Origin of the sequence: Duganella aceris, assembly GCF_011090165.1 — a bacterium.
Classification (GTDB): Bacteria; Pseudomonadota; Gammaproteobacteria; order Burkholderiales; family Burkholderiaceae_D; genus Rugamonas; species Rugamonas aceris.
Genome location: NZ_JAADJT010000010.1, coordinates 91,849 through 111,263 on the forward strand (window position 1 = coordinate 91,849; position 19,415 = coordinate 111,263).

Here is a 19,415-nt window from a genome sequence, read left to right on the forward strand (position 1 = left end):
CTATTTACTATGGTTTACTTCGCCGCGCGCTGGGTCAGAATTTCGACCGCCGGCAGGGTCTTGCCTTCCAGGAACTCCAGGAACGCGCCGCCGCCGGTGGAAATGTAGCCGATCTGCTCGGTGATGTTGTACTTGGCGATCGCCGCCAGCGTATCGCCGCCGCCGGCGATCGAGAACGCCTTGGACCCGGCGATGGCCAGTGCCAGCGTCTTGGTGCCTTCGCCGAACTGGTCGAATTCGAACACGCCGACCGGGCCGTTCCAGACGATGGTGCCGGCGGCGCCGATCTGCGCGGCCAGGATGGCGGCGGTTTTCGGACCGATATCCAGGATCATGTCGTCGTCCGCCACGTCGGCCACGTCCTTGACGGTGGCGACCGCGCTTGGCGAGAATTCCTTGGCGCAGACCACATCGACCGGGATCGGCACCTGCGCGCCGCGCTTGGCCATGATGTCGATGATGGCCTTGGCTTCTTCCACCAGTTCGTTCTCGACCAGCGACTTGCCGATGTTCAGGCCGACGGCCTTCATGAAGGTGTTGGCGATGCCGCCGCCGACGATCAGGTTGTCGACCTTGTCGGCCAGCGCCTTCAGGATCGACAATTTGGAGGAAACTTTCGAACCGGCGACGATCGCCAGCAGCGGACGGGCCGGGGCGCCCAGCGCCTTGCCCAGCGCGTCCAGCTCGGCGGCCAACAGCGGGCCGGCGGCCGCGACCGGCGCGAACTTGGCGATGCCGTGCGTCGAGGCTTCCGCGCGGTGCGCGGTGCCGAAGGCGTCATTGACGTAAATGTCGCACAAAGCGGCCATTTTCTGCGCGAGTTCGTCGCTGTTCTTCTTCTCGCCCTTGTTGACGCGTACGTTTTCCAGCAACACCACCTGGCCGGCCTGCAGGCCTTCCAGACCGGCGCCGTCGACCCAGTCCTGCTTCAGCTCGACCGGCTGGCCCAGCAGCTCGGACAGGCGCTTGGCGACCGGCGCCAGGCTGTCTTCCGGCTTGAACTCGCCTTCGGTCGGACGGCCCAGGTGGGACGTGACCATCACCTTCGCGCCTGCGGCAGCAGCCGCCTTGATGGCGGGAACGGAAGCGCGAATGCGCGTATCTTCGGTGATATTGCCCGCATCATCCTGCGGCACGTTCAAATCGGCGCGAATGAATACACGTTTGCCTTGCAGTGCGTTCTGGGCGATGAGGTCTTGCAGACGGATGAAGTTCAAAACAGCGGACATGGCTACCCAAAGTCGAGTTGAGGAAAGAGCGCTATTTTACCGCAAGCCCGGCGTGATTTTTCTGTTATTGAACTACATACATCAAGCGTAGCGCAGTAAAGAATGCCATGCCGAATACGATGGTTTCCAACATATTGCGCCGCAGCAAATAATAGATCGTCGCCACAATTCCGGACACCAGTTTGAGATTGCTCAAATCAAGCACCGCGCGGCCGTCGGCGGCCAGGATCAGGTCCGGAGCCACGATGGCGGCCAGCGCGCAGGCCGGCGCGTAGCGCAGCATTTCCTGCACCCGCTTCGGAATCGTGATGTGGTGGCCGATCAGCCAGAACGAGCTGCGGGTGGCGGCGGTGGCCAGCGCCAGCACCCCGATGACAACCCAGACTTCCCAATCAGTCATGCTGTTTTCCTTTACTACGCAATTTCTCGGTCCCCTCTTCGATCGCCATCGCGGTCAGCATGCCCACCAGCACCGCCAGCAGCAGCCCCAGCTTGTACGGCAAACCGGCCGCCAGCACCGACACCGCGCCCGCCACCAGCACGCCGCACAGCGCCGGGCGGCCGATCATCAGCGGGATCATCACGCAGATGATGGCCAGCGTGCCGGCGAAACCCAGGCCCCATTCGGGCGGCACGGTGCTGCCGAGGAAGATGCCGGCGATCGAGCCGACCTGCCACGAGCCCCAGTTCGGGTACAGCAAGCCCTTCAAATAGGACAATTTGCCGACCTGCGGCGCTTCGGACGGGTATTTTTGCAGGAACAGCGCCACCGTCATGTCGCCGGCCACGTAGCCCAACAACAGCCGTTTGCGCCACGGCAGGTGGGCGAAGTGCGGCGCCAGCAGCGCGGAAAAGATGACGAAACGCAGGTTGACCACCAGCGCGGTGAGGAAAATCACCCAGATCGGCGCGCCGGAGGCGATCAACGGCAAGGCCGCCAGCTGGGCCGAGCCGGCGAACACCACCAGCGTCATGCCCAGCGCCTGCGGGATGGTCAAACCGGACTTGATCATCGCGATGCCGACCACCAGGCCCCAGGCGCCGATGCCGAACAGCGACGGTATGCCGGTTTTGACGCCTTCGCGCCAGGAGGGTTCATGGTGTTCCGCCACGTAGGGCGACGAGGTCGTACTGCTCGGTTCGGTCATCGGGAAAGTCGCTGGAATTCGTGTGGCATTCCCGCCACATAGCTGACCGTACCGGGATTGTTGAGGCGCTATTTTACCGATGATTTTTGCTCAATGCGCGAATCCGTTAAAATCGTGGTTTTCCTCACGCCTTTCGGAGCACAAACAACATGACCAACGCCAACACGTCCGCCGCCGCCAACGCCGTTGAACTCGAGGGCAAGGATTTGCCGGCCCACTGCCCGAACCCGGCGATGCCGCTGTGGTCGTCGCATCCGCGCGTTTTCCTCGAATTCAACCATGACGGCGTCGCCAAGTGCCCGTACTGCGGCACCGCCTACCGCCTGAAGCCGGGCACCGTGGTCGGCCATCACTGATCGGTCCACGTTCATGCCGACAAAACGAGTCAAGCAGATGAACGGCAGCGCGGTCGAAACCGAAGCGGCATTCTACGACGCGCTCAACCGCGCCGACCTGGATGCGCTGATGGCCTTGTGGGCCGACGACGACGAGATCGTCTGCGTGCACCCGGGCGGGCAGCGCCTGATCGGCCATGCGGCGATCCGCGCCTCGTGGAGCGGCATCCTGGAGCACGGCGGCCTGCATATCATGCCGTCGCAGCTGCATGAGACGCATACGTTGATGAGTTCGGTGCACACGGTGGTCGAAGGCACGACGGCCGCCAGCGGCGAGCCGGCGCACCTGATCGCCACCAACGTCTACAGCAAGACCCCGCGCGGCTGGCGCATCGTGCTGCACCATGTGTCGGTCGCGCCCGGTCCGGTCCCGGTCGATACGCGGGCGCAAATCCTGCACTAGGCCGTACCCCGCACGGCGGCACACAGGGGTCGGACCCCGTACGGGGTCCGACCCCGCCTTACCGGGTGAACGCCCGGCTCAATCAACCGACGGCGATTTCGACATGAAGTATTCCGCGCCTTTCTGGCTTCCAGGCGGCCATCTGCAGACGATCTATCCGGCCACCGCGATCGCCCGGCCGGCGGTGCGGTTCCGCCGCGAGCGCTGGGACGCGCCGGATGGCGATTTCGTCGACGTCGATTTCGTCGACGGCCAGCCGGGCCAGCCGTTCGTGGTGCTGTTCCACGGCCTGGAAGGCTCGTCCGACAGCCACTACGCGCGCGCCTTGATGGCCGCCATCGCCGCGCGCGGCTGGTCCGGCGCGGTGCCGCACTTCCGCGGCTGCTCCGGCGAAGCCAACCGCGCGCCGCGCTTCTACCACTCCGGCGACGCCGCCGAGATCGACTGGATCATCCGCCGCCTGCGCGCGCAGCGCACAGACCAGGGCAAGTTCTACGCGGCCGGCGTCTCGCTCGGCGGCAACGCGCTGTTGCGCTGGCTGGGCGAATCGCAGCACCAGGCCGACTTCGTCGACGCCGCCTGTTCGGTCTCCGCGCCGCTCGACCTGGCGCAGGGCGGCGTCTCGCTGTCGCGCGGCGTGAACCTGATCTACACCCGCATGTTCCTGCAAACGCTGAAGCCCAAGTGCGTGGCCAAGCTCAAGCAGTTCCCCGGCCTGTTCGACCTCGACGCGCTGCACGCCGCGCGCGACCTGTACGCCTTCGACAACGTGGTGACCGCCCCGCTGCACGGCTATCGCGACACCAACGATTACTGGGACCGCGCCAGCGCCAAGCACATCCTCAACGACATCACCGTGCCGACGCTGGTGCTGAACGCGAAGAACGATCCCTTCCTGCCGGGCCGGCATCTGCCGCAACGTGCGGCGTCGCCGGTGGTATTGGACTATCCTGCGACAGGAGGCCATGTCGGCTTCGCCGTTGGTGGACCGCCGGGCAAGATCGACTGGCTGCCGCAACGCCTGATTCACTTTATGACCACCAATGCGCGGCTGGAGCAACATGGATGACATCGTCAAGCAAGCGCTGGCCAAATGGCCCAACGTCCCCTACTGCTACGGCTGGCTGGGCCTGGACGCGCGCGGCAACTGGCGCATGCGCGACGAGCGCGCGCAGCACCTGAACCTGCCCGGCGACAAGCTGAACCACGCGGCGCTGGTCGCCTTCATCGTGCGCAACTACGCGGCCGACGAGCGCGGCTGCTGGTATTTCCAGAACGGTCCGCAGCGGGTGTACGTGCAACTGGAGGCGACGCCCTACATCGTCCGCACCGATCCGGCGGCCGGATGGCTGCTGCATACCGGCGCCGCGCTGGGCGCGATCGACGAGGCGGTGCTGACGGAAACCGGCGCGCTGGTCTTGCGCAGCGGCGACGTGGTGGCGCAACTGGACGACCGCGATTTCGCGCAGGCGCTGCCGCTGCTGTATATGCATGACGCGCCGGTCGACGACGAGGCGCTGCTGGCATGGCTGGAAGGCGGCGCGCTGCCGCCGGCGGCGCTGACGCTCACCGATCGCGGCCGGCGGATCGCGGTGGAGCGGGTGACCGCCGATCAGTTAGCGGCGCGCTTCGGCTACGTCAGCGCACCGTCGCCGGCCAAGGCTGAGTAGGGTCGGCGTTGCGCAGGCGGTCGAACGGATTGCCGCTCTTCTGGTCGAAGGGATTGCTGTTCTTCTTCGCCTCGTCGCCGGAACGCATCTCCGCCTTGAACGCCGGACGCGCATCGGCCAGATCCTTCTTGGCCTTGTCGCCCATTTCCTCGCGGCGGCGCGCCTGCAACTCGCGCTCGCGCGCATCGATCACCGCCTGGTCGTAGAACGACGCATCGGGCGCCTTGCGCGCATAGTTCAGCTGGTCCAGCGCCGACAGCACGCCACCCTGCAACACATACGACTCGGCCAGCGCGATATGCTGCAAGGCCAGCTTGCCCTGCTTGGAATACGCCTGCGCCAGCAAATCGTAGGCGTTCGGATCTTCGCGATAGAGCTGAACCTGGTCGCGCAGATACGCCGCCGCCTCCTCCACCTTGCCGTCGGCGATCAACGCCTCGCCATACTGATGCGCCAGGCCGCGCGACAACGGGAACTTCTGATGCGCCGCCTCGGCCTCCTGCACCGCCTTGGCCAGCATCGCCTTGTTGTCCGGCTGCGCCAGCTTGATCTCGATCGAGGTCGCGGCAAAGATCGACTCCGCCTTGGTGTGCGGCGCCGCGCCGAACACGCCGGTCGGCGGCGGCCGGTTGACGGTGTCGCGCGCCGCGTCGAGCCAGGTCTGGGCGCTGGCGGTGTCGCCCTGCTTCATGGTCAGGAAGGCCATGCCGTACTGGCCGGCGGCCTTTTGCTGCCAGCTGTCCTGCGTGATCTGGTTCTGGAAGAAGGTCTTCGCCTCGATGTAGCCGGTGGAGGTCTGGTCCTGCAGCACGCGGGCGCGCGAACGCACCAGATAAAAGTCCAGGCTGTCCTGGCGCTGCTTGTACGGCTGGGCGCGGATGCGGGCCTGGATGTCGGCGATACGCTCGCTCGGCAACGGGTGGGTCAGCAGCCAGGCCGGCACCAGATCGCTATAGTTGCGGGTGGAAGCCTGCATCTGCTGGAAGAACGCCACCATGCCCGAGGTATCGAATCCGGCCTCGCCCATGATCTGGAAACCGATGCGGTCGGCCTCGCGTTCGGCGTCGCGGCCGAAGTTCAGCTGACGCTGGATCGCCAGGCCCTGGCCGCCCATGAACACGCCGATCGCCGCGTCGCCGCCGGCGCGCGACGCCAGCGCCGCCAGGATCATGGCCGCCAGCGGAATCAGCGCATCCTGTTTCTGCTGACCGATGGAACGGGCGATGTGGCGCTGCGCCACGTGGCCGATCTCGTGGCCCAGCACCGAAGCCAGTTCGGACTCGGTCTGCGCCGCCAGCAGCAGCGCCGAGTGCACCGCGATGAAACCGCCCGGCAGCGCGAACGCGTTCAGCTGCGGATCGCGCACCGCGAAGAAGTAGTAATCGAAATTGGCCTCGCCGCGCGCGCCGGGACGGGCCGCCACCAGCGCGTTGCCGAAGGTGTTCAGGTATTCGAGGATGGGGCCGTCGTCGAGGAAATCGCGGTCGCGGCGGATGTCGCGCATGATTTCCTCGCCGATCTTGCGCTCCATCAGTGGCGACAGGTCCTGGCGTTCGGTGTCGCCGAGGGTCGGCAGGTTGGGGATCTTGGCCGGGCCGAGCGTGTTTTGGGCCATCGCCACCGGCATGGCGATCAACAGCGCGGCCGCGACCGCGCGCATGCGCAGCGAGCGGCGGGCTGGGCTTTTGACAGGAAAACGGTTTGCATTCACGGTGATATGATACCCACAACTCGGGCGCTGTCGCAGAGCGCCCTATTATGTCTTATTTTTCGCCCTCTCTCCCATTACCATGACCACTGAAAAATCCGCAGCGCCCGCCGACCATCTGACCCACTTCGACGCCGGCGGACAGGCGCACATGGTCGACGTCGGCGCCAAGGCCGAGACGCACCGCATCGCGCTGGCCAGCGGCAGCATCCGCATGAAGCCGGAGACGCTGGCGATCATCATGAGCGGCACGGCCAAGAAGGGCGACGTGCTGGGCATCGCGCGCATCGCCGCGATCATGGCCTCGAAACGCACCAGCGACCTGGTGCCGCTGTGTCACCCGCTGGCGCTGACGCGGGTGACGGTGGATTTCGAGACCGATGTCGGCAACGCCAGCGTCCACTGCAAGGCCCAGGTCGAAACCTACGGCAAGACCGGCGTCGAAATGGAAGCGCTCACTGCGGTGCAGATCGGCTTGTTGACGGTGTACGACATGTGCAAAGCCGTCGACCGGGGCATGGTCATGGGCGATATCCGCGTGATGGAAAAGCACGGCGGCAAGTCGGGGGATTGGAGCGCCACGAGCTAAACTCATTTGCGCGAGATCATGCAATCAGGACGAGTCGGTAGTAAACTTGAGAGTCCGACATCGCAACTCGGGGCATATCATGAAACGGGACAAGACGGGCTGGACACAGCCTCCCAGTAAGGCAATCTCCGCCGATGAAGCGCTGCCTACGGTGACAGCAGAGCAACTGGCACTGCGACATAAGGCCATGCAAGCGGCCTTCGGGATTTTCAAGGGAAAAAACGTTTTCCCGGATGGTCTTGAATACCAGCTTGAGGTACGCGCCGAATGGGAATAGCTCTGTTCGATAGCAACATACTGATCGATGCCTTGAGAGGCGTGGATCAGGCCATGATCGAACTTCATTACTTCAAGCATATTGCCATCAGCTCGATCACGTGGATGGAGCTGATCGCAAAACCTTTAGCGGAAGAGGCGGCAGGCAGAATTACTGCCGCCGAAATGCTCGCCGCGCGGACCTTCATCGCTACCTTCAGCGTCATTCACACGAACGATGCAATCATGTTTGAGGCCGCAGCCGTGCGCGCGGACAGCATGCGCCATCCACCAAAAATCCACTTGCCGGATGCGATCATCCAGGCGACAGCCAATGTGACAGGCCGCTTACTGGTGACACGCAACAGAAAGGACTTCCGGGGAAACAATCTGCGCTTCCCCTATGATCTGCACGACGGCAAAATCGCCAATATCGCTGCGCCTCCGGTGAACCAGGCGACCAATTAGCAGCTCGGCGTATTGTCTGATTGTTACTCTTCCCATGCGGGTATATAATTAGTGTCGCGGAAACAATTTTTCGACGATTAGTCTTACTGCCAGACGCATACGAGAAAGAATCTGAATGAGCAGCACTCCCCCGAGCGAAGCCAAGACTCAGGAATATGAATTTGAGCAGATGAACCTGCAGGTGGGCGGCAGGATTCAATTCATCACGCATCGCACGATCAAGCCGATTCAACATTTTTCGACGCTGATCGGCTGGGTCAAGGACGAGTACATGATCGTCAAGGTGCCGTTCGAGAACAACGCGCCGATTTCGGTCAACGAAGGCGATAAGCTCACCATCCGCGTCTTCTCCGGGGTGAATGTTTGCTCGTTCTCGTGTGTGGTGCAGCGCGTGTTTCCGCGTCCGCTGTTTTATGTCCACCTGTCGTTCCCGGTGTCGATCCAGGGCACCAGCCTGCGCGCGGCGATGCGGGTCAAGGTCGATATCCCGGCCCAGGTCACCACCCCGACCGGCGCGGCGTCGGTGTTCCTGGTCAACCTGAGCGTCTCCGGCGCGCTGATCGAGTCGCCCAAGAAGCTGCCGGAGGATGATGCCCAGGTCGGGCTGTCGTTCTACCTGATCGCCCAGCCCGGCAACCGCCAGGTGCGCGTCAATCCCAATGCGACCATCCGCAACATCAATATCGTCAAGCCGGCGGCCGGCGACAAGCCGGAGGTGTTCACCTACGGCGTGCAGTTCATCGATCTCGATCCGGTTCACTACACGATGCTGCAAAACCTGACCTACGAGGCGTTGATCGCCGACCGCCAGAAGATAGTCTGATCAGCCGACACGAACGAAAAAAAACCGGCTTGCGCCGGTTTTTTACCTTACATCTGAGAATTACTTGTTGTTCTTCTCGATGGCGGCCAGCGCGGCGGCATTAGTCACCGTGGTGGTGTTTTTCCAGGTCATCGCGGTACCACCAGCATCCAGGGTTGGGGTGAAAGTGATTTTCAGGCCATCGATACCGGTACCGACACCAGTTGCCAGCGTCGCTTCGATCACGCCGCTGCCGGTAACCGTTGCGGCGGTAACTTCTTTGGTTGGGGTGAAGGTCGCGACCACGCCTTTATCGGTCGTGTTGCAAGTCGCCAGATTGCCACCGGCTTCCTGGGCGCAGACTGCGACGGCGGTTTTCAGCGAGTCAACCGAGGACATCGCGTTGGCGATCTTGGCCTTGGCGGTGTAGTCGCTGTACGCTGGAATCGCGACGGCGGCCAGAATACCGATAATGGCAACCACGATCATCAGTTCGATCAGGGTGAAGCCGGCTTGTGCTTGTTTCTTCATCATTTTCATGGATTTCATTTTGCGACTCCTTGGGTTAAACACGAATTGGGTGGGACAATTACCATAGAGCAATCCGCGTGCCAGCCCTTTTTTGCTTAAAAATTCAGCAAAATATCGCTAAAACTGCCATTTTTTGTCAGTCCGACCGCCGCAATTTGTCAGAACAACGCCGGCTGACAAATTTTGTCATGCGATTCGGAACGCCATCCGCGTCCCGCTGAGGTCGATCACGTCGCCATGATTGAGCCGCGCCGGCTGTTTCGACAGGGCGACGCCGTTCAGCAGCGGCGGTTGGGCGCCTTCGACATGGGTGATCGTATAAAGTTCCGGCTGACGGTGGATCACCACCACCTGCACGCCGGCGCGGCCGAGCGTGGTCTGCGGCTTGGTCAGCGCGACGTGCTTGCCGGCGTTGTTGCCGTTTAAGACCTCGATTTCCGCCAGCACCGGTTGCGCGGCGGCCGACGGCCGTACGCCGTCGGCGACGAACTCCACCTGGAACTTGGCCATCTTGATCGCGTCCTGGTGCTGCAGGAAATGCTTGCCGATGCGGTGCCCGTTCACAAAGGTGCCGTTGGTGCTGTGCAGGTCTTCAAGAAAGGAGTCGTCGAGGATGGTGACGATCACCGCGTGCTCGCCGCTGACCGCCGGATGCGACAACACGATGTCGTTGCGCGGGTGACGCCCGAGGGTCATGCGCTCCTTGCTCAGTTGTATCTGCTGCTCTATCTGTCCATCCCGCGAGATGATGATCTTCGCCAAATCTCTTCTCCAATGAATAAGGGGAGCCGAAGCTCCCCATTATTATTCCACACTCAAGCCGGCTGTTATTACAGCATGGCTTTCAGCAGACGCGCCATTTCGGACGGGTTTTTGGTGACGGTGATGCCGCAAGCTTCCATGATTTCCAGTTTGGCTTGTGCGGTGTCCGCGCCGCCGGAGATCAGCGCGCCGGCGTGGCCCATGCGCTTGCCCGGAGGAGCGGTGACACCGGCGATGAAGCCGACCACCGGTTTTTTCATGTTGTCTTTGATCCAGTAAGCCGCGTTGGCTTCGTCCGGACCGCCGATTTCGCCGATCATGATGACCGCGTCGGTATCAGGATCGTCGTTGAACATCTTCATGACGTCGATGTGCTTCAGACCGTTGATCGGGTCGCCGCCGATACCAACCGCCGACGACTGGCCCAGGCCCAGCGCGGTCAGTTGACCGACCGCTTCATAGGTCAGGGTGCCCGAACGCGAGACCACGCCGATACGGCCCTTCTTGTGGATGTGACCCGGCATGATGCCGATCTTGATTTCGTCAGGGGTGATCAGGCCTGGGCAGTTAGGGCCCAGCAGCAGGGTCTTCGAGCCGGCCTTGGCCATGCGGTCCTTCAGGGCCATCATGTCGCGGACTGGAATGCCTTCGGTGATGCAAATCGCCAGATCCATTTCGGCTTCGACGGCTTCCCAGATCGCGGCGGCGGCGCCAGCTGGCGGCACGTAGATCACGGAAACGTTGGCGCCGGTTTCTTTCTTGGCTTCGGTAACGCTAGCGAAAATTGGAATGCCTTCGAAATCTTCGCCGGCTTTCTTAGGGTTCACGCCTGCGACGAAGGCGGCTTTGCCGTTCGCGTAGTCACGGCAACCACGGGTGTGGAACTGGCCGGTCTTGCCGGTGATCCCTTGGGTAACGACTTTGGTATCTTTATTGATCAGAATGGACATGTTGATTCCTTAATTAAGCTTGACCGGCAGCGGCGGCTACGACGCTCTTCGCTGCATCTTCCATGGTGTCGGCAGCGATGATAGGCAGACCGGAATCGGCCAGCATCTTCTTGCCCAGGTCTTCGTTGGTGCCCTTCATGCGGACCACCAGCGGCACGTTCAGCGACACGGCCTTGACCGCGGCGATGACGCCTTCGGCGATCACGTCGCAACGCATGATGCCGCCGAAGATGTTGACCAGGATGGCTTTCAGGCCTGGGTTTTTCAACATGATCTTGAAGGCTTCGGTGACTTTCTCGGCCGTGGCGCCGCCGCCGACGTCCAGGAAGTTGGCAGGCTCGCCGCCGAACAGTTTGATGGTGTCCATGGTGGCCATGGCCAGGCCGGCGCCGTTCACCAGGCAGCCGATGTTGCCGTCCAGCGAGATGTAGGCCAGGTCGAATTTCGAGGCTTCGATTTCAGCTGGATCTTCTTCGTCCAGATCGCGCAGGGCGACGATTTCTGGATGACGGAACAGCGCGTTCGGGTCGAAGTTGAACTTCGCGTCCAGGGCGATGACTTTGCCGCTGCCGGTGACGATCAGCGGGTTGATCTCGGCCAGCGAGCAATCGGTTTCCCAGTAGGCTTTGTACAGGCCTTGCAGCTGCACGCGGGCGTCGGCGATCGAACCGGCCGGCACGCCGATTTTGGCGGCGATGGCGTCGGCATCGGCGTCGGTCAGGCCGACGCTTGGATCGATGGTGACGTGGTGAATCTTTTCAGGGTGGCTCTCGGCCACTTCTTCGATGTCCATGCCGCCTTCGGACGATGCCATCAGCACCACTTTCTGGGTGACGCGGTCGGTGACCATCGAAACGTACAGCTCTTGCTTGATGTCGGCGCCTTCTTCAACCAGCAGACGGTTGACTTTTTGGCCGGTGGCGCTGGTCTGATGGGTGATCAGCTGCATGCCCATGATCTGGTTGGCGTATTCCTTGACCTGTTCGATCGATTTTGCGACTTTCACGCCGCCGCCCTTGCCGCGGCCACCTGCGTGGATCTGCGCCTTCACGACCCAAACCGGGCCGCCCAGGGTTTCCGCTGCCTTGACTGCCTCGTCGACGGACATGCACGGGATACCGCGCGGAACCGTCACTCCGTATTGCCGGAGGATTTCTTTGGCTTGATACTCATGGATTTTCATGCTGGCTTCCCTTCTGATGCTGATGTGTATAAATCGGTTGATACTGCGAAATGTGTGAAGCTGAGGTTGGTACTCTGTAAGCAGGTGTCGCTACGCGCTACCCGGTGCTGCTTTGGCCACCCAGCGCGGGTAAAACTGCGCCACTGCCCCGCCGTCGGTGCGCAGGGCATGGCATTTGTCGAGTTGAAACGGCTTTTGGCGCGGCACGCCTTGGGTCTCGGCAGCCGCATCGTTGGTCGACCAGACATCGTTGGCGAACGCCTGCACCGCCGCCGTCGGCAGAATCTGCGCCAGTTCGGTCAGGTGGGTGCAGCCGGCGGTGCCGGCCAGGCGTTGCTTGAGCTCGTGGCGGAACCCCTTCATCAGGTTCAGGCCGACGAGCTGTTGTTTGTAATCGGGAGCGATGGTGTCGCAGTGGCCGGGATAGGGAACGGCATCGGATACGGCTTCGGCATCGACGATGGTCAGTTGCAGATCGACGGTCAGGCGCAGGTACAGGTCGTGCAGCGGCGCGCCGCCGGCGCGCGGACCGGACGCCAGCATGGTGTCGTGCGGTTTGATATCGGTGATATGGGCGTCAATATCCCACAGGCCGTCATCGCGCGCATAGGCTTGGACGGCAATCGCTCGCGTGTGCCGCAGCGCACGTCGGGTAACTGGAGTTGACAGGGACATAAGACCGATACCGCTTTCGCGGTTTAGTTAGTTAGCAGCCTGGCGCATTTCTCTTATTAAAAATGCACGTTGCCGCAGCTTCTACGGACAACCACCGCACCCGCGGTGCTGCAAAAACCCGCAAAGTTTAGCACACCCGGGGCCGGGTGGCGATGTGCCTGATGCCAATACCCGGCAAATTGCTGCGCCGCAGGATCAGTCGTCCTCGGGCGCGCCTTTGAGCGCGACCTGCACCGCGCGCTGCGAAAAGCCGCGTTGCAGCAGGAAGCGCATTTGTTTGTTGCGCGCCTGTGGATCGGCCGCCACAGTGCCGAACTTGCGGGTCCAGACGTCGACGCAGCGCTCGGTTTCGCTGTCGGCCAGGCCGGACTTGAGTTCCTGCAGCGCTTCGCCGTTGACGCCGTGGCTTTGCAGCTCGGCGACGATGCGGCTGTTGCCGAAGCGGGCCGAGCGGCGGTGGATCAGCGCTTCGGAGAAGCGTTCCTGCGACAGCCAGTTGTTTTTTTCCAGCAGGTCGAGCAGGGCTTCGACGTCGTCGCCCTCTTCCGCGTAGCGCGACAGCTTGCGGCCCAGTTCCAGCCGGCTGTGCTCGCGCATCGACAGGTAGCGCAGCGCGCGTCCCTTCAGGCTGAGTTGTGGTGCTGCCATAAAAATCCCCTGCACAATGAAAAAACCACCGGCTGCATGAAACAGCGCGGTGGTCTGCGATCGGGCGGACGCGGTGTTACGCCGCGTCGGCCTTGTCGCCTTTGTCGGCCTTGTCGACCGACTTCAGCTTGACCACGGTCTCGCCCTTGTCGGCGGCCAGCGGCGGCAGCACGCGCACGCCCAGCGATTCGCGTACCTTGTTTTCGATTTCCCACGCCAGCGCCGGACGCTCCTGCAGGAAGATGCGGGCGTTGTCCTTGCCCTGGCCGACGCGTTCGCCGTTATAGCTGTACCATGAACCGGATTTCTCGACGATCTTCGCTTCCACGCCCAGGTCCAGGATCTCGCCTTCGCGCGAGGTGCCGGCGCCGTACAGGATGTCGAAGTGGGCTTCCTTGAACGGCGGCGCGATCTTGTTCTTGACCACTTTGACCTTGGTTTCGTTGCCGATCACCTCGTCGCCCGACTTGATCGAGCCGGTGCGGCGGATGTCCAGGCGCACCGAGGCGTAGAACTTCAGCGCATTGCCGCCGGTGGTGGTTTCCGGCGAACCGAACATGACGCCGATCTTCATGCGGATCTGGTTGATGAAGATGACCAGGGTGTTGGTGCGGTTGATCGAACCGGTCAGCTTGCGCAGCGCTTGCGACATCAGGCGCGCTTGCAGGCCCGGCAGCGAGTCGCCCATGTCGCCTTCGATCTCGGCGCGCGGCGTCAGCGCGGCGACCGAGTCGATCACGACCAGGTCGACCGAGCCGGAACGCACCAGCGCGTCGCAGATTTCCAGCGCTTGTTCGCCGGTGTCCGGCTGCGAGATCAGCAGTTCGTGCAGATTGACGCCCAGTTTCTGCGCGTAGCCGACGTCCAGCGCGTGCTCGGCGTCGATGAAGGCGCAGGTGCCGCCCAGCTTTTGCATTTCGGCGATGGTTTGCAGCGTCAGCGTGGTTTTACCGGACGATTCAGGACCGTAGATCTCCACCACGCGGCCGCGCGGCAAGCCGCCGACGCCCAGCGCGATATCCAGACCGAGCGAACCGGTCGAGACGACCTGGACGTCTTCGATCGGGGCGTTGGCGTCCATGCGCATTACGGAGCCTTTGCCGAATTGTTTTTCGATCTGCGCCAGCGCGGCGGCCAGCGCCTTGGCTTTTTCAGATGCAGGTACAACCGCTTTTTTATCGTCCATAATGTTCTTTCAACCAGGTGGTGGGTTGCGAATTTCTTCGTACAGGTAGCACTGTATAAAAAAACAGTGATTAATGCAAGCACGATTTTGAAATCTCACAAAAACTCGCCACCTTGCGGAAAATGAAACACAATACAAACTTGTGCAGACGGAGTGTTGGAGTGTCTAAATAATGCGTATCTTACTTGCCGAGGACGACAGCGTCCTGGCCGACGGCCTGACCCGCTCGCTGCGCCAATCGGGCTACGCCATCGATTGCGTGCGCAACGGCCAGGAGGCCGACACCGCTCTATCGACGCAGGAATTCGACCTGCTGATCCTGGACCTGGGCCTGCCCAAGCTGTCCGGGCTGGAAGTGCTGCGCCGGCTGCGCGCCCGTTCGTCGCTGCTGCCGGTGCTGATCCTGACCGCCGCCGATTCGATCGAACAGCGCGTCAACGGCCTCGACCTGGGCGCCGACGATTACATGGCCAAGCCGTTCGCGCTGTCCGAGCTGGAGGCGCGGGTGCGCGCCCTGACCCGGCGCGGCGCCGGCGGCGGCGCCACCGTCATCAAGCACGGTCCGCTCTCCTACGACCAGGTCGGCCGCAGCGCCTACATCGCCGACCAGATGCTGGACCTGTCGGCGCGCGAGCTGGGCCTGCTGGAAATCCTGCTGGCGCGCACCGGCCGCCTGGTCTCCAAGGAGCAGCTGGTCGACCACCTGTGCGAATGGGGCGAGGAAGTCAGCAACAACGCCATCGAAGTCTATGTGCACCGTCTGCGCAAGAAGATCGAGATCGGCGGCATCCGCATCGCCACCGTGCGCGGCCTCGGCTACTGCCTGGAGAAATATTCGGAAGCCGCGCGCGCCAGTGTCGGCGCCAACACCGGCGCCGGCACCGGCGCCGAGGCCGGGGACGCCAGCAAGTGAGTCCGCAGCCGGCGGCCGCCACCGAGACCGGGTCTCCAGCCGAGACCGCGCTCGAGCCTCCGCTGGAATACCAGCCGCCGGCGGCCGAGGCCGACGAAGGCGTGCAGCACTCGCTGTTCGGCGAGATCCTCGACTGGATGCTGGCGCCGCTGCTGCTGCTGTGGCCGATGAGCATCGCCATCACCTACCTGGTCGCCAAGGCCATCGCCAACCAGCCGTTCGACCACGCGCTGGAGGACAGCGTCACCGTGCTGGCGCAGCAGGTGCGCTCGGTCGACGGCAAGGTCATCAAGAGCCTGTCCGGCTCGGCGCGCGACATCCTGCGCGCCGACGACATCGACAACGTCTACTTCCAGATCCAGGGCCCGCGCGGCGAACACATCGACGGCGACCGCGACATGCCGCTGCCGCTGCCGGACGAGGACGACAAGTCGCGCGCCGGCAGCGTACGCTTCCGCAACGACAATATGCACGGCACGCCGGTGCGCATCGCCTATTCCCACGTGCGGCTGGAGCGCAATCCCGGCGACGAGCCGCAGCTGGCGCTGGTGCAGGTGGCCGAGACGCTGGAGAAGCGCGCCCAGCTGGCCAACGCCATCATCAAGGGCGTGATCCTGCCGCAGTTCATCATCCTGCCGATCGTGCTGGCCCTGGTCTGGTTCGCGCTGGCGCGCGGGCTGTCGCCGCTGGCGCAATTGCAGGAACGCATCCGCGCCCGCGGCTCGGACGACCTCAGTCCGATCGGCTCCAACCAGGTGCCGGAGGAAATCTCGCCGCTGGTGCGCTCGCTCAACGAGATGCTGTCGCGGCTGTCGCTGTCGATCGAGATGCAGAAACGCTTCATCGCCGACGCCGCGCACCAGATGCGCACCCCGCTGGCCGGCATGCGCATGCAGTCCGAGCTGGCGCTGCGCCAGACCGACAGCGGCGAAATCCACCGTTCGCTGGAACAGCTGGCCAAGAGTTCCGAGGCGGCGACGCGGCTGGTGAACCAGCTGCTGGCCCTGGCGCGCGCCGAGAACCAGCCGCAGTCCGGCGCCGCGCTGCTGCCGCTGGAACTGTCCGAGCTGGCGCGCAGCGTGGTGCAGGACTGGGTGCAGGCCTCGTTCGCGCACCGCATCGACCTCGGCTTCGAAGCGCCGCCGGAACCGGTGCAGATCGTCGGCAACCCGACCATGCTGCGCGAGCTGCTGTCCAACCTGATCGACAACGCGCTGCGCTACACGCCGGCCGGCGGCAGCGTCACGGTGCGCGTGCGCGGCGGCGAGCGCGGCTGCCTGGAGGTCGAGGACACCGGCCCCGGCATCGCGCCGCCGGAACGCGAGCGGGTGTTCGAACGCTTCTACCGCATCCTCGGCAACAGCGCCGAGGGCAGCGGCCTCGGCCTGGCGATCGTGCGCGAGATCGCCCAGCAGCACGGCGCCGAGGTCGATCTCTTCAACAATCCGCGCGCGACCCAGCCCAAGCTGCCGGGCGCGCTGTTCCGCCTGACCTTCCCGCTGCCGCCGGCGCCGCAGGAAGACGACCACGAGCCGCCGCACTATGGCTAAGCCGCCCCTCAGCCGCCTGCAACACTGGCACCAGACCCGCCGCATGACCGCGCTGCTGCTGGTGCTGTGGCTGCTGACCACCTTCTGCGCCGCCTTCTTCGCCCGCGAGCTGACCGGGCTCAGCGTGTTTGGCTGGCCGCTGTCGTTCTACCTGGCGGCGCAGGGCGCGTCGCTGGTCTGCCTGGCCATCCTCGCGGTCTACGCCTGGCGCATGCGCCGGCTCGACCAGGCCGCCGCCAGGGAGCCGCGCGCTTGAAAACCACCCGCACCTTTTTCCAGCGCCTGCGCAGCTACTACCTGCTGTTCACCGGCGGCTTCGCCTGCTTCCTGATCTCGCTGGCCGCGCTGGAGCAGGAAGGCATGCCGCGCGTGTGGATCGGCTACCTGTTCATGTTCGCCACCATCGTGCTGTACGCCTCGATCGGCGTGCTGAGCCGCACCTCCAACGTGCTGGAATATTACGTGGCGGGGCGGCGCGTGCCGGCCATGTTCAACGGCATGGCCACCGCCGCCGACTGGATCTCGGCCGCCAGCTTCATCAGCCTGGCCGGCGGGCTGTACCTGCACGGCTTCGACGGCCTGGCCTACATCATGGGCTGGACCGGCGGCTACTGCCTGGTGGCGCTGCTGATCGCGCCGTATCTGCGCAAGTTCAGCCAGTACACCATCCCCGACTTCCTGGCCGAACGCTACGGCGGCGCCGCCAACCCGGACGGCCACGGCGGCCGCGCGGTGCGGGTGCTGGCGGTGATCGCCACCATCATCGTTTCCTTCACCTATGTGGTGGCGCAGATCTACGCGGTCGGGCTGATCGCCTCGCGCTTCACCGGCGTCGATTTCTCGGTCGGCATCTTCCTCGGCCTGGCCAGCATCCTGGTGTGCTCCTTCCTCGGCGGCATGCGCGCCATCACCTGGACCCAGGTGGCGCAGTACATCATCATCCTGGTCGCGTTCCTGATTCCGGCGGTGTGGCTGTCGGCCAAGCACAGCGACAACCCGATCCCGCAGGTGGCCTACGGCAAGCTGCTGCCCAAGCTGAGCGCGCGCGAGAACGTGCTGCAGAACGATCCCAAGGAAGCCGAAGTGCGCGCCATCTTCCGCCAGCGCGCCGCCGACTACCAGCAGCGCATCAACACGCTGCCGGCGTCGTGGGAGGCGGGCCGCATCGACGCCCAGCGCAAGCTCGACAGCGTCAAGCTGCGCAACGCCTCGCTGCTGGAGATCCGCAGCGTCGAGCGGGCGCTGATCGCTTATCCGAAGTCGGCCGACGAGGCGCTGCACCTGTGGTCCGACGCGCGCGACCAGAACCTGGCGCGCGCCGAGCCGATCACGCCGCACGCCACGCCCTACCCCGGCGACCCGGCCACCTCCGACATCAAGCGCAACAACTTCCTGGCGCTGGTGTTCTGCCTGATGCTGGGCACGGCCGCGCTGCCGCACATCCTGATGCGTTCCTACACCACGCCGTCGGTGCACGAGACCCGGGTGTCGGTGTTCTGGACGCTGTTCTTCATCCTGCTGATCTATCTGACCATTCCGGCGCTGGCGGTGCTGGTCAAATACGACATCTACAACGCGCTGGTCGGCATCGACTACGCGCACCTGCCCAACTGGGTGTCGTACTGGACCAACGTCGACAAGCTGAATCCGCTGTTCAGCATCAGCGACGTCAACCGCGACGGCATCGTGCAGCTGGCCGAGATCACCATCGACGCCGACGTGCTGGTGCTGGCGACGCCGGAAATCGCCGGCCTGCCGTACGTGATCTCCGGGCTGGTGGCGGCCGGCGGGCTGGCCGCCGCGCTGTCGACCGCCGACGGCCTGCTGCTGGCGATCTCCAACGCGCTGTCGCACGACGTCTACTACAAGCTGGTCGACCGCGGCGCCTCGACGCAGAAGCGGGTGACCATCTCCAAGCTGCTGCTGCTGGCGGTGGCCTTCATCGCCGCCTACGCCGCCTCGACCAAGCCGGGCGACATCCTGTCGCTGGTCGGCGCCGCCTTCTCGCTGGCCGGCTCGACGCTGTTCCCGGCGCTGGTGCTGGGCGTGTTCTGGAAGCGCGCCAACCACCAGGGCGCGATCGCCGGCATGGTGGTCGGCTTCGTGGTGTGCGTCTATTACATGCTGCACACCAATCCGGTGCTCGGCGGGTCGGCGGCCGGGCAGTGGTTCCACATCGCGCCGATCTCGGCCGGGATCTTCGGCGTGCCGGCCGGGCTGCTGGCGCTCGTCGGCGTCAGTTTGCTGACGCGGCCGCCGGACCGGCAGACGCTGGCGCTGGTCGACTACATCCGCGCGCCGGAACAATAGGATACATCTAGCTTGTGGCGGATTTGATAACTTGATGCTA

General features: G+C 63.9%; 23 protein-coding genes. 12 read left to right on the forward strand and 11 right to left on the reverse strand.

Annotation, left to right across the window (positions count from 1 at the left end; translation table 11 throughout):
• Positions 1-14 precede the first annotated feature (14 nt).
• The 3 genes from GW587_RS21365 to GW587_RS21375 all read right to left on the reverse strand — a co-directional run bounded on the left by GW587_RS21365 (position 15) and on the right by GW587_RS21375 (position 2,377).
• Entirely contained in the window at positions 15-1,229 is a 1,215-nt protein-coding gene (locus tag GW587_RS21365) for a phosphoglycerate kinase (RefSeq protein WP_308495397.1), read from the reverse strand.
• Positions 1,230-1,293: 64 nt separating this feature from the next.
• Positions 1,294-1,629: an AzlD domain-containing protein gene (locus GW587_RS21370; protein WP_166106625.1), complete on the reverse strand. Its 336-nt coding sequence runs from the start codon at positions 1,627-1,629 to the stop codon at positions 1,294-1,296.
• A complete protein-coding gene (locus tag GW587_RS21375) occupies positions 1,622-2,377 on the reverse strand; it encodes an AzlC family ABC transporter permease (RefSeq protein WP_166106626.1) in 756 nt (251 codons plus the stop codon). The genes GW587_RS21370 and GW587_RS21375 overlap by 8 nt, the downstream gene beginning before the upstream one ends.
• Positions 2,378-2,526: 149 nt before the next feature.
• Here GW587_RS21375 and GW587_RS21380 point away from each other — a divergent pair, with 149 nt between their 5' ends.
• The 4 genes from GW587_RS21380 (at position 2,527) to GW587_RS21395 (ending at position 4,845) form a co-directional block, all read left to right on the forward strand.
• Entirely contained in the window at positions 2,527-2,733 is a 207-nt protein-coding gene (locus GW587_RS21380) for a zinc-finger domain-containing protein (RefSeq protein ID WP_166106627.1), read from the forward strand.
• A gap of 13 nt (positions 2,734-2,746) precedes the next feature.
• Complete coding sequence (locus tag GW587_RS21385) at positions 2,747-3,175, forward strand: YybH family protein (RefSeq protein WP_166106628.1); 429 nt, start codon at positions 2,747-2,749, stop codon at positions 3,173-3,175.
• A gap of 103 nt (positions 3,176-3,278) precedes the next feature.
• Complete coding sequence (locus GW587_RS21390) at positions 3,279-4,244, forward strand: YheT family hydrolase (protein WP_166106629.1); 966 nt, start codon at positions 3,279-3,281, stop codon at positions 4,242-4,244.
• Positions 4,237-4,845, forward strand: a complete 609-nt coding sequence (locus GW587_RS21395) for a DUF2946 family protein (protein ID WP_166106630.1) — start codon at positions 4,237-4,239, stop codon at positions 4,843-4,845. The genes GW587_RS21390 and GW587_RS21395 overlap by 8 nt, the downstream gene beginning before the upstream one ends.
• Here GW587_RS21395 and GW587_RS21400 read toward each other — a convergent pair.
• Complete coding sequence (locus GW587_RS21400) at positions 4,814-6,505, reverse strand: M48 family metalloprotease (protein WP_166106631.1); 1,692 nt, start codon at positions 6,503-6,505, stop codon at positions 4,814-4,816. The genes GW587_RS21395 and GW587_RS21400 overlap by 32 nt on opposite strands.
• 130 nt (positions 6,506-6,635) lie before the next feature.
• Between GW587_RS21400 and moaC the strand changes: the two genes are divergently transcribed.
• From moaC to GW587_RS21420, 4 genes are all read left to right on the forward strand, one after another.
• A complete protein-coding gene (moaC, locus tag GW587_RS21405; protein WP_166106632.1) occupies positions 6,636-7,142 on the forward strand; it encodes a cyclic pyranopterin monophosphate synthase MoaC in 507 nt (168 codons plus the stop codon).
• 79 nt (positions 7,143-7,221) lie between these two features.
• The gene (locus tag GW587_RS21410) at positions 7,222-7,419 is read left to right on the forward strand and encodes a CopG family transcriptional regulator (RefSeq protein ID WP_166106633.1); all 198 of its coding nucleotides are present in this window, start codon (positions 7,222-7,224) and stop codon (positions 7,417-7,419) included.
• Positions 7,410-7,865: a PIN domain-containing protein gene (locus tag GW587_RS21415; RefSeq protein WP_166106634.1), complete on the forward strand. Its 456-nt coding sequence runs from the start codon at positions 7,410-7,412 to the stop codon at positions 7,863-7,865. Before GW587_RS21410 ends, GW587_RS21415 begins: the two co-directional genes overlap by 10 nt.
• A gap of 115 nt (positions 7,866-7,980) precedes the next feature.
• Positions 7,981-8,688, forward strand: a complete 708-nt coding sequence (locus tag GW587_RS21420) for a flagellar brake protein (protein ID WP_166106635.1) — start codon at positions 7,981-7,983, stop codon at positions 8,686-8,688.
• Positions 8,689-8,748: 60 nt separating this feature from the next.
• On the opposite strand, the gene GW587_RS21425 is transcribed toward GW587_RS21420, so the two are convergent.
• The 7 genes from GW587_RS21425 to recA all read right to left on the reverse strand — a co-directional run bounded on the left by GW587_RS21425 (position 8,749) and on the right by recA (position 14,602).
• On the reverse strand, positions 8,749-9,216 hold the full coding sequence (locus GW587_RS21425) for a pilin (protein ID WP_166106636.1): 468 nt from the start codon (positions 9,214-9,216) through the stop codon (positions 8,749-8,751).
• A gap of 168 nt (positions 9,217-9,384) precedes the next feature.
• A complete protein-coding gene (locus GW587_RS21430) occupies positions 9,385-9,960 on the reverse strand; it encodes an FHA domain-containing protein (protein WP_166106637.1) in 576 nt (191 codons plus the stop codon).
• 68 nt (positions 9,961-10,028) lie between these two features.
• A complete protein-coding gene (gene sucD, locus GW587_RS21435) occupies positions 10,029-10,910 on the reverse strand; it encodes a succinate--CoA ligase subunit alpha (protein ID WP_166106638.1) in 882 nt (293 codons plus the stop codon).
• Positions 10,911-10,923: 13 nt separating this feature from the next.
• On the reverse strand, positions 10,924-12,093 hold the full coding sequence (gene sucC / locus GW587_RS21440; protein ID WP_166106639.1) for an ADP-forming succinate--CoA ligase subunit beta: 1,170 nt from the start codon (positions 12,091-12,093) through the stop codon (positions 10,924-10,926).
• 90 nt (positions 12,094-12,183) lie between these two features.
• Entirely contained in the window at positions 12,184-12,768 is a 585-nt protein-coding gene (locus GW587_RS21445) for a DUF2889 domain-containing protein (protein WP_166106640.1), read from the reverse strand.
• A gap of 195 nt (positions 12,769-12,963) precedes the next feature.
• Positions 12,964-13,416, reverse strand: a complete 453-nt coding sequence (recX, locus tag GW587_RS21450; protein ID WP_166106641.1) for a recombination regulator RecX — start codon at positions 13,414-13,416, stop codon at positions 12,964-12,966.
• A gap of 76 nt (positions 13,417-13,492) precedes the next feature.
• On the reverse strand, positions 13,493-14,602 hold the full coding sequence (gene recA, locus GW587_RS21455; RefSeq protein WP_166106642.1) for a recombinase RecA: 1,110 nt from the start codon (positions 14,600-14,602) through the stop codon (positions 13,493-13,495).
• 172 nt (positions 14,603-14,774) lie between these two features.
• Between recA and GW587_RS21460 the strand changes: the two genes are divergently transcribed.
• Genes GW587_RS21460 through GW587_RS21475 form a run of 4 tightly spaced genes read left to right on the forward strand, consistent with a single transcriptional unit; the run spans position 14,775 to position 19,375 of the window.
• Entirely contained in the window at positions 14,775-15,515 is a 741-nt protein-coding gene (locus tag GW587_RS21460) for a response regulator (RefSeq protein WP_166106643.1), read from the forward strand.
• Entirely contained in the window at positions 15,512-17,065 is a 1,554-nt protein-coding gene (locus GW587_RS21465; protein ID WP_166106644.1) for a sensor histidine kinase, read from the forward strand. Before GW587_RS21460 ends, GW587_RS21465 begins: the two co-directional genes overlap by 4 nt.
• A complete protein-coding gene (locus GW587_RS21470) occupies positions 17,058-17,321 on the forward strand; it encodes a DUF4212 domain-containing protein (protein WP_166106645.1) in 264 nt (87 codons plus the stop codon). The genes GW587_RS21465 and GW587_RS21470 overlap by 8 nt, the downstream gene beginning before the upstream one ends.
• Positions 17,318-19,375 carry a sodium:solute symporter family protein gene (locus GW587_RS21475; RefSeq protein ID WP_166106646.1) on the forward strand — a complete coding sequence of 686 codons (2,058 nt, stop codon included), beginning with the start codon at positions 17,318-17,320 and terminating at the stop codon, positions 19,373-19,375. The genes GW587_RS21470 and GW587_RS21475 overlap by 4 nt, the downstream gene beginning before the upstream one ends.
• The last annotated feature ends 40 nt before the right edge of the window (positions 19,376-19,415 follow it).

Coding starts and splice junctions, on each gene's coding strand:
- GW587_RS21400 (WP_166106631.1), bottom strand. CDS start 6,505: ATGCGCGCGGTCGCGGCCGCGCTGTTGATCGCCATGCCGGTGGCGATG.
- sucD (WP_166106638.1), bottom strand. CDS start 10,910: ATGTCCATTCTGATCAATAAAGATACCAAAGTCGTTACCCAAGGGATC.
- sucC (WP_166106639.1), bottom strand. CDS start 12,093: ATGAAAATCCATGAGTATCAAGCCAAAGAAATCCTCCGGCAATACGGA.
- GW587_RS21445 (WP_166106640.1), bottom strand. CDS start 12,768: ATGTCCCTGTCAACTCCAGTTACCCGACGTGCGCTGCGGCACACGCGA.
- moaC (WP_166106632.1), top strand. CDS start 6,636: ATGACCACTGAAAAATCCGCAGCGCCCGCCGACCATCTGACCCACTTC.
- GW587_RS21470 (WP_166106645.1), top strand. CDS start 17,058: ATGGCTAAGCCGCCCCTCAGCCGCCTGCAACACTGGCACCAGACCCGC.
- GW587_RS21425 (WP_166106636.1), bottom strand. CDS start 9,216: ATGAAATCCATGAAAATGATGAAGAAACAAGCACAAGCCGGCTTCACC.
- GW587_RS21390 (WP_166106629.1), top strand. CDS start 3,279: ATGAAGTATTCCGCGCCTTTCTGGCTTCCAGGCGGCCATCTGCAGACG.
- GW587_RS21375 (WP_166106626.1), bottom strand. CDS start 2,377: ATGACCGAACCGAGCAGTACGACCTCGTCGCCCTACGTGGCGGAACAC.
- GW587_RS21410 (WP_166106633.1), top strand. CDS start 7,222: ATGAAACGGGACAAGACGGGCTGGACACAGCCTCCCAGTAAGGCAATC.
- GW587_RS21460 (WP_166106643.1), top strand. CDS start 14,775: ATGCGTATCTTACTTGCCGAGGACGACAGCGTCCTGGCCGACGGCCTG.
- GW587_RS21415 (WP_166106634.1), top strand. CDS start 7,410: ATGGGAATAGCTCTGTTCGATAGCAACATACTGATCGATGCCTTGAGA.
- GW587_RS21420 (WP_166106635.1), top strand. CDS start 7,981: ATGAGCAGCACTCCCCCGAGCGAAGCCAAGACTCAGGAATATGAATTT.
- GW587_RS21395 (WP_166106630.1), top strand. CDS start 4,237: ATGGATGACATCGTCAAGCAAGCGCTGGCCAAATGGCCCAACGTCCCC.
- GW587_RS21370 (WP_166106625.1), bottom strand. CDS start 1,629: ATGACTGATTGGGAAGTCTGGGTTGTCATCGGGGTGCTGGCGCTGGCC.
- recX (WP_166106641.1), bottom strand. CDS start 13,416: ATGGCAGCACCACAACTCAGCCTGAAGGGACGCGCGCTGCGCTACCTG.
- GW587_RS21380 (WP_166106627.1), top strand. CDS start 2,527: ATGACCAACGCCAACACGTCCGCCGCCGCCAACGCCGTTGAACTCGAG.
- GW587_RS21365 (WP_308495397.1), bottom strand. CDS start 1,229: ATGTCCGCTGTTTTGAACTTCATCCGTCTGCAAGACCTCATCGCCCAG.
- GW587_RS21385 (WP_166106628.1), top strand. CDS start 2,747: ATGCCGACAAAACGAGTCAAGCAGATGAACGGCAGCGCGGTCGAAACC.
- recA (WP_166106642.1), bottom strand. CDS start 14,602: ATGGACGATAAAAAAGCGGTTGTACCTGCATCTGAAAAAGCCAAGGCG.